Origin of the sequence: Mesorhizobium denitrificans (assembly GCF_003403035.1) — a bacterium.
In the GTDB taxonomy this organism is placed as follows: domain Bacteria; phylum Pseudomonadota; class Alphaproteobacteria; order Rhizobiales; family Rhizobiaceae; genus Mesorhizobium_G; species Mesorhizobium_G denitrificans.
This window is the reverse complement of record NZ_QURN01000013.1, coordinates 103,422-116,480: the sequence shown is the minus strand read 5'-3', so window position 1 is coordinate 116,480 and position 13,059 is coordinate 103,422. Positions and strand designations below refer to the sequence as shown.

Below are 13,059 nucleotides of genomic sequence, written 5' to 3'. Positions count from 1 at the left end.
CGCACGCTCGTCTTTCTGTCAGCCTCCGGAACGGTTGACAGGCCAACGCGCAAGGACGCCTCCCTGCTGGTCTTCGAACCTGAACGGATGCTACCTGCCTGAAAGCAACACTGTGCAATCCCTTCCAGCTTGCTTGGTTAGCCCGCAGCCAGTTTTTCCAGAGTTCGTGCACGCGCGGCGACATCCCCACTATCGAACAATGCCGTTCCAAGAACGGCCAGCTCCACGCCGGCGGATCTGCAGACGTCAAAGTGGCCCGGTTCGATGCGGCCGTCGACAATCTTGCGAACATCCCTGGGCAAGTGCTGGAGCCTCGCCAGTGCAGCGGCATCGAACGCACCGCCGCCTGGCGGCGCGGTCAGCAGCAGGATGCCGTCCACCTCAAGGAGCAGTGGTGAAATTCGTATCACCGGAGTTTGTGGCAGGAATGCGAGGTAGGCCAACGTGCCTGCACTGCGAATTGCGGCTACGACACGGCGTATGTCGCGAACGGCTTCTGCGTGGAAAGCGACCGAACGCACACCAAGCGTGGCGAAACGCCGAGCCCAGGGCTCGGGATCGTCGAGCATGAGGTGGACATCGAGGGGCGGGGCCTGCGATGCGGCCAGCGCGCTGACGAGCCGTTCGCCGAAGCCGAAGGCCGAAGCGAAGCGGCCATCCATGATATCGATGTGGAGCGAGCCGACATGCGGGGCGACAGCAGCAACCGCATCCGACAGGCGCAAAGGGTCAGCGGCATGGAGGCTGGCGGAAATCTTCATGCCGCCGCCGCGGTCCAGGCTTCACGACGCAGATTGGCGATCGTCAGTTGGTCTGCGGCTATCGCATGGCCGTCACAGGTGCCGTGCCGGAAGACGACGATGCGATCGGCGAGTTCCAGCAATTCCTCTTCCTCGCTTGACACCACGACGACACAGCGTCCCTGCTGCGAAAGTCTGCGGATGATGTCGTAGATGTCGGCCTTCGCGCCGATATCGACGCCCTTGGTCGGCTCGTCGAGCAGGATCAACCTGGCATCCTGTTCGATGATGCGGCCGAACAGCACCTTCTGCTGGTTACCGCCGGACAGGGCGGTGATCTGATTGCCCAACTCACCGCGGGTTCCTATTCGTGCCAGGATCTGGCGGGCCGAGTTCGAGGCGAGAGCGTGATAGACGAGGCCCGCCTTGCGGTATCGGGACAAGGTCGGCAGCACGACATTACCCAGGGCCGACATCAGCGGGATAAAGCCGTCGCGCTTGCGTTCCTCGGTCAGCATGGCAATGCCCGACGCCATCGCCTCGGGTGGGCCAACAGGCTGATAGGGCTCGCCGCCGATACGGATTTCGCCGCCAGTCATCGGCTCGGTCCCATAAAGGGTTCGCAAGAGACGGCTGCGGCCGGATCCGACCAGGCCAAAGATGCCGAGAATCTCGCCCTTGTTGGCGTTGAGCGTGATGCTGCTCAGCCGAGGGCCGCTCAGAGCGGCAATCTCAAGGAACGTTTCGCCGCTGGCCGATTTGCGCCTGGGCGGTGCCGTGGTGGTGTGCGTGGCGTGGCCGACAATCGAGGCAACGATCGCCTCTTTGCTGACGCCGTCGCCCTGCGCGTGAAGAACGACGACGCCGCCCGACAGAACCGTCACTTCGTCGCAGACCGACAGTACTTCATCGAGCTTGTGCGAGACGAGTACGACGCCGATCTGGCGGGCTGTGGCGATGCGCTTCACGGCGTCGAGCATGTCGCGCGCTTGGTTGCCGTCGAGCGCGGTTGTCGGTTCGTCGAGGAACAGGAAGCGCGCCTTGCGATCCAGATTGGCGATGACTTCCACCATCTGCTTTTCGGGATGGGAGAGCGCGCTGACGGGATCGTTGGCATCGACCCGCAAGTGATAGTCGGCGAGCAATTTGCGGGCATAGCCCACCATTGTGGCATCGTCCTTGATGCCATGCTTCGTCAGTTCGCGGCCGAGGAAGAGGTTCTGCGCCACCGTCAGATTGGGGATCAGCCTCAGTTCCTGGTAGACGCAGGCGACTCCCTTTTTCAGGGCGTCGCGCGGGGATGAGAACGAGACTGCCTCGTCTGCCATCATCAGGACACCGGCATCCTGCTGCTGGGCCCCGGCCAGGATCTTCAGCAGCGTGGACTTGCCAGCGCCATTGTGGCCAAGCAGCGCATGGATTGTTCCGGGGCGTACCTCGAAATCGACGCCATGCAGCACCTGGATCGCTCCAAAGCCCTTCTTGATGCCGGTGGCACGATAGGGATCATCACTCATCGACATCGAACCCGATCTGGAACGGGCGGCCGGTGTCCCGAGGGACCCGGCCGTCCTGTCGGCTCAATAGGCCTTGTCGGCTGTCGCGGCGGCGTTGTCCTTGTTGACCAGCAGCGGCGGGCTGTCGATCACAGGTTCAAGCTTCGTGCCGGCGAGATACTTCTTGATGTTCTCGACCTGGATCTGCGCCAGCCTGGCCGGTTCCTGGATGGCGCCGGCCTTCATGATGGTGTTCTCCGCGATATGCTGCACGCCGAGCTTGTCGACGAAGGCATAGAGCTTGACGTCGTCCCGGCCGAGCTGCTCGATGGCCGCGATCGCGCCCAGCGCCGACGGTTCGGTGTCGGAATAGACGATGGTCATCTCAGGGTTGCCCTGCAGCATTTCCGTCGTCACCTTCAGCGACGTCGTTTCCTCGACCTTGCCGTTGACCAGGGCGACCACCTTGAGATTGGGATTGACGGCGATGGCTTCCTTGAAGCCGGCATCGCGCGCATTGGCCGCTGCGGCGGTGGGTTCGCCGACAATGCCGATAACCGCCGAGGCATTGGCGCCGAGATCCTTCATCAGTTGTTCGCCGATGTATTTGCCGCCCATCTTCTGGTCGGTCTGCACAGCCTGAACGACGGTCGCGCCGACCTGCTTCAAGCCGTCCGCATCAGGAAGAAGATTGATGGTGAAGACGGGGATGTTCGCGGTGTTGAGTTCCTGCACCGAGGACACGCAAGGACCCGAAGAGACGCAATTCAGGGCGACGGCGTTGACCTTGTCCTGAACGAAGGTCTGGACCTGCGAGAGCTGCTTGGCGTCGTCATTGTCGGCGATCAGCACCTTGACATCAAAGCCCTGGGTTGCGGCATTCTCCTCAAAACTCTTCTTCATCGCCACATAGTAGGGGTTGGTCAGGTTCGGCAGCGCCACGCCGAGCACCGGCTTGTCCTGGGCCTGAGCAATGCCGGCAAGGGCAAGCAGGGGTCGGAACAAGAACTGCTCAAAATTGTACGCTAAGGTCGAACGGAGCAGGAACGTTATGCGGCACGCCTTAGTCCAACCGGGAGGCGGAGCGACCTGAAGCCTTCCGGGAGATGTTGCTCGCTATCCCAGGTGTAGATGCCCGTCAGGTTGATATGCTCCCAACTCAGCGGCGAGATATGCTTCAACAGCGGATCTGGAATATTTCTTCCCGCTCGTTTGAGCTGTGTGACCGCGCGGTCGAGATAGACAGTGTTCCAGTGTACGATTGCACTGACGACGAGGTTGAGGCCGGAGGCGCGGAACGCCTGGCTTTCGAACGATCGGTCCCGAATCTCTCCGCGCTCGTGGAAGAAGACGGCGCGCTTCAGCTTATGCGCCGCCTCTCCCTTGTTTAGGCCGGCCTGGCAACGCCGCCGTAGCGCCGGACTTGAGTACCATTCGATCATGAACAAGGATCGCTCGATCCGACCCAGTTCGCGCAATGCTCTGGCAAGCTGGCTTTCCTTCGGAGATGCGGATAGCTTCTTCAGGATCGTCGACGGCACCACGGATCGCGTCGTGATTGACGCCGCCAGATGGAGTAGGTCGTCCCAATGATCGAGGATCAGCGTGGCGTTGATCGGCGCCCCGATGTGATTTGACAGCGCTGGATATGCATCGCCCTTCTCGAACGTATGGAACTTCCGATCTTTGAGATTACGCAGCCGCGGTGCGAACCGCTTGCCGATCAGGGCGAACAGTCCGAAGACGTGATCGCTAGCACCGCCCGTATCGGTGAAGTGTTCCTGGATGTCGAGGATCGTGTCCTGATCGAATAGCCCATCAAGTACATAAGCTGCCTCGCTTTCTGTTGGGCTGATCGGCAAGATGCTGAAATAGCCGTACTGATCGGACAGATGACTGTAGAATTTCGAACCGGGTTCGCTTCCGTAGTGCAAATTGACGTCGCCGCGCTTGGCGGCTCGGTCGCTCGCGCGGAAGAATTGCCCATCTGACGAAGATGTCGTGCCGTTGCCCCACAGGCGAGAATGCGGGTGACGGGCATGCGTATCTGTAATGCAAGCTTGCGCCGCACGATAGGTTTCGGATCGCGCATGGAATGTACGCATCCAGCCAATCTGATGCGCGCTGATCCCCTTGGATGCGCTCGCCATTCGCTTCGGACCGAGGTTGGTCGCATCGGCCAGCACGCCGGCCAGCATAGCGGAGATATTTCTCGGCACGTCGCCGGTGCGGACATGCGTAAAGTGGTCGGCAAAGCCGGTCCAATCGTGCACTTCCTTCAACAGGTCCGGTACCTCAACCATTGGATACATATCGCTGATCTCAGCATTCAGTTCTTCGGCCGCCGCCGGGACCTCGCCAGCCGTTGGCGTCACGATCAACGTCCCGGCCTCAAGACGAACACCGTCGAGCTTTCCTGACCGTGCTCTGTGCGCGAGGCGCTTCAGGTTGAAGTCGAGCATCTGACGCGCTTCGGCAAGCCAAGCCGCGCCATCACCCTGGACGCCCAGCCCAAGGCGATCCTCCTCCTGCATTTTGGTGAATGTCGACCGCGGCATTAGATGCTCGTCGATCGGCCGGAAGGATCGACTGCCGTCGACCCAAATGTCGGCAGAGCGCAGCCGGTCTCGCAAGGCGGCGAGCGTGGCGATCTCATAGAGACGACGATCGGGCTTTTCCTGTTCGAAGATGAGCCGTCGATCGGTTTTGCTTAGGTGGGTGACCGGGACGCGATCCGGGAGGGTCCTCCGCTTCTCGATATAGAGCCGCTTCAGCAGCGCGATAGCCGCAAGAAGCGGATCGTGGCGACGCGCCGATTGGAACGTGAACGCCTGCAGGAACGCACCGGCATATTTGTTGACGGTCGCATATTGCTCGGCCGCTAAGGTCAATGGCGCCGCCTCGTTGTCCTCGACCATCGACTCGAGCTCAGGCTTCATGCGAAGCAACCGGTGCCATCCAATTTCCTGATCGAGAACCTCCAATGCGTTCCGGCCATAATCGTTCGCGGACTGCAGGGCTGTGATCGTGTCCAGGAACATGCGCAGCGCTTTGGCGGTATCCGGCCTGCAGTCCATGTGCCGCTGCTTCTTGCGATTATTGGCTTGCGAGAACAGCCGACCCATCAGCTTGATGAACATCGTCACCGCATCATCGGTGAGCTTCTGGCCGAGCTTGATGACCTGCGCCACAATCAGGGCGCGCCGGCGGCTGGCATTGAAGTCGTTGGCCAGCCATGCCGGTGTGGCATTGCCCTCACGGATCATCTGATCCCACCGTCCTGACGATATGCGGACCTGCAATTTCGGATCGATTTCTAGCTTGCGCAGGAAGGCAATCCGTTCGGTCAGCCCGACCAGGTTCGATGCACTTGGCGCTTCCGGAGCCGAGCGCAGCCAATGAAAGCGCGTCTGGGCGATCGATGGGTCAACCTCCAACAGCCTATCCAATAATTGGAGCGTATCGAGCGGAATTTCTTCGATGAGCGCTCTCTCTGCCCGCCGACGAGCAATCGAGCGGCCCGCGAGCCCTATTCGCTCGATCGTCTCGGTCACCGGAAGCAGGGAACCGCGTTCACGAAATGCGGCGACAATGGAACTGGCTATTGCAGCACCGTCGTCGGACATCGCCGCCGTCTGAATTGCAGCCAATAACGCCGCTCGACGATCTTGCGCCGTTGCGCTTCTCGTATCCAGGTACACCATGAGGCGCGCCGTGTGATCGCGGCGGGTTTCTTCACGGCGCGCATAGAGCGCGAACGTTCCGAGGTCGGCGCCGACCTGATCGGCAACATACTTTAGCATTGCGCGAGGCGGAGTCTCTCCAGCGGCAAGCACTCTACCCGGGTGGCGCATTAGGCAGAGCTGAACAGCAAAGCCGAGCCGATTGTGTTCTCGCCTGCGGAGGTCAATCTCAAGCCTGTCAGCCGACGTCAGCGAATAGTGTCGGATCAGGCTTTCCTCATCGGTCGGCACCCTGAAGAGCTTTTGCCGATCTTGATCTTTGAGAAGCTTCCGTCTGCGCATCGCCCGACTCCATCACAATACTCGATGGAACGATGTCAAACTGGGCGACGCGTAAGTCAGCCTTGGCTACGCTATCCACAGACATCAAGTGCAATACGGCCGATATCACACTCGGGTTCTCGCTACGTTCGCCCTTAGCGTACGATTTTGGGCAGTTCTTGTTCCGACCCCTATTGGGATAGGACCAAGGGCGAGATGGTTGCGGCCTGCGCCAAGGGCGCGTTGTTACGCCGCCTCGTACCCTCATCGCTATCCTGCGCGTCCCCAACCAAGGGGCGCTGGCAGGGTCTCGGCACGCAGCATTGCGGCTATTGCCTGCCTTGTCTCATCAGACGGGCAGCACTCGTTGCCGGCCTACACCCCGATCCAGATCCCACCCTCTACACGGTCGACGACCTCACCGCCCGCGCGCTCGACACACGCCAATCGGAAGGTGTCCAGATCCGCTCTTTCCAGCTTGCGATCGAGCGGCTTCGCGCCCGGCCGGCACTGGCGCCGATCCTCATCCACAAGCCAGGACCGCTTTTCGATGAATCGCCGGCCCGGCAAGCAGCCCTCGCCGGCGTCTATCGGCGCGGCCTTGAGGAGGTCGGCGCGTTACTGGCGGGCGTCAGGACGCGCCCAGGATGACCGAAACCGCTCAAGCTGCCGGCGTAGATTTCCACTGCCATCTCGACCTCTATCCCGACCCTGAGGCCGCGATCGCAAGAGCAGAAGCCGCGCGGATCTACACACTGACCGTCACGACGACGCCGAAGGCCTGGTCGCGCAATTACGAACTAACGCGTCGTACCCGCTTCGTGCGCGCCGCGCTCGGCCTGCACCCGCAGCTTGTCGCGGAGCGCGCCGGCGAGCTGCCAATATGGGAGCGTCACCTGCCTGAGACACGCTATGTCGGCGAAGTCGGCCTCGACGCCGGTCCGCGCTTCTACAAGTCGCTAGACACCCAAAAACATGTGTTCCGCACTGTCCTTGAGGGATGCGCAGAAGCCGGAGGCAAGATTCTCACGGTCCACAGCGTGAGGAGCGCACCGGCGGTGCTCGAGATGATCGAGCAATATCTCCCGCGGGATCGCGGCACCGTCGTGCTGCATTGGTTTACCGGAAGCAAGAGTGAGGCTCGACGTGCGGCGACGCTTGGTTGCTATTTCTCCGTTAACACTGAAATGACCCGTTCGGATCGAGGCCGTGCTCTGGTCGCCGGGTTGCCGATTGATCGAATCCTGACGGAGACAGATGGCCCCTTCACTCAGATTGATGGACGCCCCAGCGAGCCTGCCGACGTGAAAGCCACGGTTGCCGCTATTGCCGAGGTCCGGAGTGTCCCGGTCGATGCCGTCAGGACGGCGGTAAAATCGAACCTTCGTCCTATGCTGACGTGATGCAACCGTACGAGAACTGGTTGCCTAGTCGACGGATGTCAGCTGTTCCGCCCAGTGGCCACTTTACTAGGTTGGCGGCAGAATGCAGCCATTCCGCTTCCGGCCCCCTTGCGGCGGACAGCAGTGCACGTCAAACTGACTGTTCAAGTTCGCCACTGTTTGCAGCCGAAAATAGACAGCGTTCTACGTCCTATCCAAGTCTATGGCTTTGCTTGCAAGCTGCAAGGATTGGACTTCGAGCATGCGGTTGGAGCATCTAGCCAGTGGAGCTTCACAAAGCTGAAGAAACTACGCGTTATCGACGTGCACAATCTAAGGAGCTTGCCAGTGAATCAATAATCCAATTCGCTTCGGTCGGAAGAGACTCCGCAAAGATTGATCCGTTGGTTTCGAGCAGGAGCCGTGCTGCCAAATACATATTCTGAGAGATGGCAGGCGATTCAGCCAAGGACAGTTCAGCGATCAGCCGCTCCAACCTATGGATTTCGAGTTGTTCTGCACGAAGCTCAATCGCCTTGATGTTTTCGCGCAGTTCCCAAGCCCCCATCTTATCGGTCAACTGCGATTGAGCCTTCATCGCTGTGCGAACAGAGCGCAGAGGCTGAATGACGGTTTCGCGCCAATTTGCGCACTGCACATCCAACGCCCGTATCTGATCTGAACTGACCGCGCGGCCCTCTGCAACAGCCCGAAGCACAGCCAGAAAAAGCGGCACATCGACTTTGTATTTTTCCTGAAGTTGAAGGCAGGCATTCGCGACGCCGGGTCGCGCATAGAATTCAACCATGAAGTTCCAAAGGTTGGATTCCTCTTGGGACATCTCCACCGTATTCCTCAATCGCGATGAATAGCGACGCAGTTTGAATCAGCTTTCTTTCATTCCACCCCAGCGCTTCACCTGCCCGGTATCTATACCGAAGAGATCGAGTGCCCGTCCTACTGAATGCGTAACCATTTCCTCGAGACTCTGCGGTTGTGCATAGAATGCGGGAACGGGCGGCATCATGATTGCTCCCATTTGGGTCAGCGTGACCATTGTCTGAAGATGACCGAGATGGAGCGGCGTCTCGCGAAACATCAGGACGAGGCGTCGACGCTCCTTCAGCACGACATCGGCGGCGCGGCTCAACAAGGTGGAGGTCACGCCTGAGGCGATCTCCGACATGGTCTTGACCGAGCACGGTGCGATCAGCATGCCCATGGTCTGGAATGAACCGGAGGCGATGGTCGCGCCAATATCCGACGCTGCATGAATGAAGTCCGCACGGCCATCGAGATCGGCTTTCTGCAATCCGAGTTCCTGATTCAGTGTGAGCAGCGCAGCGCGCGAGACGACGAGATGGGTCTCGACTTTCGCAGCGCGGGAAAGTTCAAGCGCCTTGAGCCCATAGATCGCGCCGGATGCGCCCGTGATCCCGACAACCAGCCGCTGCGATGCCGTGCTCATATGCCCGGGAACCAGTCTTCGGCGCGCACCACATCACCCAGGCGCAAACGCTTGCGCTCGAATTCCGCCTCGCGACCCCACGGTTTCGTTGCATCGACGAGCAGCCGGCCCCAATGGTCCTTCTGTTCGTCGCGGTAGAAAGAAGGCGTATCGGCGATGATCATCATGTTCTTGTCAGGCCTGCACCGCGTCAGAATCGCCCATTGAACATCATCCATGTCGTAGATGTTCACGTCGGTATCGACGACCGTAACCTGCTTGGCCCAGATCGGCTCCGCGCCAATTGTCGCCAGCATCACCTGTCGCGCGTGGCCCTCGAACTGGGGCTCTATCTGGACAATCGCATGATTGACGAAGGGCTGACAGGTAACGTTGACGATGCCCGGAAGTGCAGCGCTCAGCCGCTGGTAGATGTTGGCCGAAACAGACAGTTCCAACGTCAGCACTTCCTCTGGCGATCCGCACAGAATGGAATGGAACATGGCATCCTTGCGCACGGTAACGCCGAGAACTTCAAACACGGCGTTGGGGCCGACAGCGACGTAGTATCCCATGAACTCGCCGAATGGTCCTTCAGGTCGCCGCTCGTTCGGCAAGAAACGTCCTTCGATCACGACCTCGGTTTCCGCGGGCACCTCCAGATCTATGTGATTGCATCTGCGCATCGCGATGGGACGGCCGCGGAGGCGGGCTGCGACTTCGAGTTCGTCCACGTCATAGGGCAGTGGGGCGGCGGCGGTCAGAAATGCATGGGCGGGCGGTCCTATGAGCATCGCCGCTTCAAGCGCCTGGCCCTTCCTTTCTGCTTTTTCGTGGTAGATCGTCAGATGATGGCGCGGCGCAAGGCGGCATCTCAATTCGTTATCGCTGATGTACATCGAACGATGATAAGAGAGATTGCCGACTCCGGTATCGGGATCTTTGGCGATGAACATCGCGGAGGTGAAATAGGGCGCGCCGTCGCGGTCGGAATAGGTGATCAAAGGCAAGTCGGAAAGTTTGACTTCCTCATATTCAGGCAGTTCGCCTGCCTGCGCAGGGACGAGCGGTTCCTTCATTTCGGATCCGCCGAGCGAGGCAAGCTTGCTCCACTGCGTGCAGAAATCCAGCGGATTGATGCCGATCACTTCTGCCAGACGATCCCGCGTGCTGTACACATTGCTGACGACAGGGAAACGCGTGCCTTTGACGTTCGTGAACATTACCGGTTTCGCCCATTTCGTCTGGGCGAGCTGGGTGACCGCAGCGAGTTCATGTGCAGGGTCGATCTCACGATCGACAATCAGCAGGTCACCGCGCGTTTCGAGTTTGCGGACAAAATCTCTCATACGTCTTTCTCTCCCGAGGCGTTCGACGTTCAGCGGCCGGCGCCGGAACCCGAAGTGGTGACAATGCGGCTGGTGCGGGCTTCGTGCGTCGAGCGTAGCCGGTAGCGGTCACCCGGATAAATAAAACGGCTGCGCGTGACCGGAATTCCGTCCCGCCACGTCGAGCGGTCCAGCAGAAGACATGGCTGATTGCCTTCAATCTGCAGATGCTGGCGCGTCTCCTCGTCGGCGCGGATTGCACGGATCGTGTTATCAACCGTGGTCACTGTTGTCTCGCGGAGCAGCCAGACATGAGGACTTATCTTGGAGAAATCCTGCGCAATGTAATCGGGCGCCTCGGACGCGTTGACGTAGCGGTCCTCTAGCTGGATCGGTGTGCCGTCCTCTAGGTGCAGAAAGCGGGAATGGAAAATCACCTCGTCCGCAGGCAATTGCAGCATGTTGCGTCCAGGGTTTTCCTTGGCGAGAATGGAATGGGCAAGCACGCGGCAACTGTGCGCCCCGCCTGACGCGGCGATCTCCTCGGTGATGTCGGGCAAGTTGAATACCGCGCATTGCATACGAGGGCCGATCACGAAGGTGCCGCGTCCCTGTATGCGAATGAGTACGCCATCGGCCTGAAGCTCCCGCAACGCGCGCCGCACAGTGAGCCGCGAGGCGCCGAATTCTCCCGCCAGGTCACCTTCGGAGGGTACCTGAAAGTTCGCGGGCCATTCTTCCGTTTCGATGCGGCGATCAATGGCCGTCTTGATTTGCTCGTAAAGGGGCTGGTCGGTGGTCACGATCTCACTCATACTGATATCACTATCTGTACAAACTGTCATAGAAATCCGCCCGACTTCAAGCGCAAACTTCGGAAAATCGGCGATTGCTTAGGCCTTCTGCATTGAGTTTGCCATTTTCGGGGCGATTTGCGTAATTTTCATGCGTAATTCCGCTATTTTTTGAAGCAAATAATATTACCTGTTGACAGCTAAAAAAATATCAGTTTGCCTATTAATAGATATCGCTTTTGAGATGCAACACTCTCGAAAGTGCTGCGTCCACCGCAAGAATGACCTGCCGAGGAGTGATCATGCCGACCGAAAGCCTGCCGAAACTGTCCATGTATGTTGGCGGTGAGTGGGTGCCTCCGGCGGCCGGTGAATATATCGAGACGGTCGATCCGTTCACGGCGAAGCCCTGGGCGCTGGTGCCGCGCGGCAATGCGCAAGATGCCGACCGGGCGGTGCGTGCTGCGCATAAGGCGTTTACGGAAGGCCCGTGGCGCACGATGCACCCGAGCCTGCGCGGACGGATCATCCAGCGTTTTGCGGAACTGATCGAGGAAAACGCGGATGCACTCGCCGAAATCGAGGTGCGCGACAATGGCCGCCTGCTTGCCGAGATGCGGCATCAAATTCGCTACATCCCGCGCTGGTACCACTACTATGCGGGTCTGGCGGACAAGATCGAAGGCGCCGTCCATCCCTGCGACAAGAACGCATTGAGTTTTTCTCGTCACGAACCGCTCGGTGTCTGCGTCGGGATTGTGCCGTGGAACGCACCGCTGTTCCTCTTTTCCCTCAAAGCCGCGCCAGCATTGGCCGCAGGCTGCACGCTGGTAATGAAGCCGGCTGAATACACGTCGGCCACAGCGATCAAATTGATGGAGCTGGTGGAAAAGGCGGGCTTCCCGTCAGGCGTGATAAACGTGGTGACCGGCTTCGGACCGGAGGTCGGTGAGCCGCTGGTGACACACCCGCTCACTCGCCACGTCGGGTTCACCGGTTCCACGCGGACAGGCGCTCACCTCTATTCGCTGGCCGCGAAAGATATAAAGCGGGTCAGCCTCGAACTTGGCGGCAAATCGCCGAACATCGTCTTTGACGACGCCAATCTCGACAACGCTGTTCGCGGTGTCGTGGGCGGCATTTTTGGCGCGGTGGGTCAGACCTGCATCGCGGGCTCTCGCCTTCTCCTGCACCGCAAGGTCCATAACGAATTCCTTGAGAAACTGACGATCTTTACCAAAACAGCCCGGATCGGCGATCCCAGACATGCAGATACCCGGATCGGCCCCATCGCCAACTCGATGCAGTTCGAGAAGGTGCTGGGCTACATCGACGTAGCGCGCCAGGAAGGCGCCGATCTGGTCCTTGGTGGCAAGCGACCCGATATCGCGGAATGCAGGGACGGGTTTTTCATCGAGCCGACGATCTTCGCAGGCGTCAACAATGAAATGCGCATCGCTCGTGAAGAAGTTTTTGGCCCGGTTCTCGTAGCCATCCCGTTCGATGAGCCGGAAGAAGCCATCGCAATCGCGAATGATAGCGAATTCGGGTTGGCGGCCGGCGTATGGACCAGCGACATGCGCCGCGCAATCCTGATGTCGGAGCGGCTTGAGGCGGGCAGCGTGTGGGTGAACACCTATCGCGACGTGTCCTACACGACACCCTTCGGGGGCTACAAGAAAAGCGGAATCGGACGCGAGAACGGCATCGAAGGCATTCGGGAATTCTTGCAGACCAAAGCCGTCTGGCTTTCGACGGCAGAGGAAATAGCCAACCCCTTCGTCATCGGCTGAGGGCGAATGACCGGCGGCAAAGGCCGGGCTGGAATCAAGCGGGTCCGCATGCAAGCCGACAGGCGGGCCGACCAC

General features: G+C 59.7%; 11 protein-coding genes. 3 read left to right on the top strand and 8 right to left on the bottom strand.

All coding sequences use genetic code 11. The annotated features are described in order from the left end of the window. Nucleotides 1-137 precede the first annotated feature (137 nt). From DY251_RS16395 to DY251_RS16380, 4 genes are all read right to left on the bottom strand, one after another. Nucleotides 138-761: a ribulose-phosphate 3-epimerase gene (locus tag DY251_RS16395; RefSeq protein WP_116624987.1), complete on the bottom strand. Its 624-nt coding sequence runs from the start codon at nucleotides 759-761 to the stop codon at nucleotides 138-140. Next, nucleotides 758-2,257 (bottom strand): sugar ABC transporter ATP-binding protein, encoded by a 1,500-nt coding sequence (locus DY251_RS16390; protein ID WP_116625024.1) that lies wholly within the window; start codon nucleotides 2,255-2,257, stop codon nucleotides 758-760. The genes DY251_RS16395 and DY251_RS16390 overlap by 4 nt, the downstream gene beginning before the upstream one ends. Nucleotides 2,258-2,320: 63 nt before the next feature. Beyond that, entirely contained in the window at nucleotides 2,321-3,241 is a 921-nt protein-coding gene (locus DY251_RS16385; protein ID WP_199498857.1) for a substrate-binding domain-containing protein, read from the bottom strand. A gap of 44 nt (nucleotides 3,242-3,285) precedes the next feature. Next, nucleotides 3,286-6,261: a Tn3 family transposase gene (locus DY251_RS16380; protein ID WP_116624985.1), complete on the bottom strand. Its 2,976-nt coding sequence runs from the start codon at nucleotides 6,259-6,261 to the stop codon at nucleotides 3,286-3,288. 195 nt (nucleotides 6,262-6,456) lie between these two features. Between DY251_RS16380 and DY251_RS16375 the strand changes: the two genes are divergently transcribed. Together DY251_RS16375 and qatD are read left to right on the top strand one after the other, a co-directional pair. Then, entirely contained in the window at nucleotides 6,457-6,891 is a 435-nt protein-coding gene (locus DY251_RS16375) for a hypothetical protein (protein WP_245416003.1), read from the top strand. Then, nucleotides 6,888-7,643: a Qat anti-phage system TatD family nuclease QatD gene (gene qatD / locus DY251_RS16370; protein WP_116624984.1), complete on the top strand. Its 756-nt coding sequence runs from the start codon at nucleotides 6,888-6,890 to the stop codon at nucleotides 7,641-7,643. The genes DY251_RS16375 and qatD overlap by 4 nt, the downstream gene beginning before the upstream one ends. A gap of 295 nt (nucleotides 7,644-7,938) precedes the next feature. On the opposite strand, the gene DY251_RS16365 is transcribed toward qatD, so the two are convergent. Genes DY251_RS16365 through hutC form a run of 4 tightly spaced genes read right to left on the bottom strand, consistent with a single transcriptional unit; the run spans nucleotide 7,939 to nucleotide 11,212 of the window. Then, on the bottom strand, nucleotides 7,939-8,463 hold the full coding sequence (locus DY251_RS16365) for a TIGR02444 family protein (RefSeq protein ID WP_116624983.1): 525 nt from the start codon (nucleotides 8,461-8,463) through the stop codon (nucleotides 7,939-7,941). A gap of 45 nt (nucleotides 8,464-8,508) precedes the next feature. Then, a complete protein-coding gene (locus tag DY251_RS16360) occupies nucleotides 8,509-9,090 on the bottom strand; it encodes a UbiX family flavin prenyltransferase (protein WP_116624982.1) in 582 nt (193 codons plus the stop codon). Then, nucleotides 9,087-10,418: a UbiD family decarboxylase gene (locus DY251_RS16355; protein WP_116624981.1), complete on the bottom strand. Its 1,332-nt coding sequence runs from the start codon at nucleotides 10,416-10,418 to the stop codon at nucleotides 9,087-9,089. Before DY251_RS16355 ends, DY251_RS16360 begins: the two co-directional genes overlap by 4 nt. Nucleotides 10,419-10,447: 29 nt before the next feature. Then, nucleotides 10,448-11,212, bottom strand: coding sequence for a histidine utilization transcriptional repressor HutC (gene hutC, locus DY251_RS16350; RefSeq protein ID WP_116624980.1), 765 nt, complete (start codon nucleotides 11,210-11,212; stop codon nucleotides 10,448-10,450). Nucleotides 11,213-11,493: 281 nt separating this feature from the next. On the opposite strand from hutC, the gene DY251_RS16345 reads away from it, so the two are divergent. Beyond that, complete coding sequence (locus DY251_RS16345) at nucleotides 11,494-12,984, top strand: aldehyde dehydrogenase (RefSeq protein WP_116624979.1); 1,491 nt, start codon at nucleotides 11,494-11,496, stop codon at nucleotides 12,982-12,984. Nucleotides 12,985-13,059 lie beyond the last annotated feature (75 nt).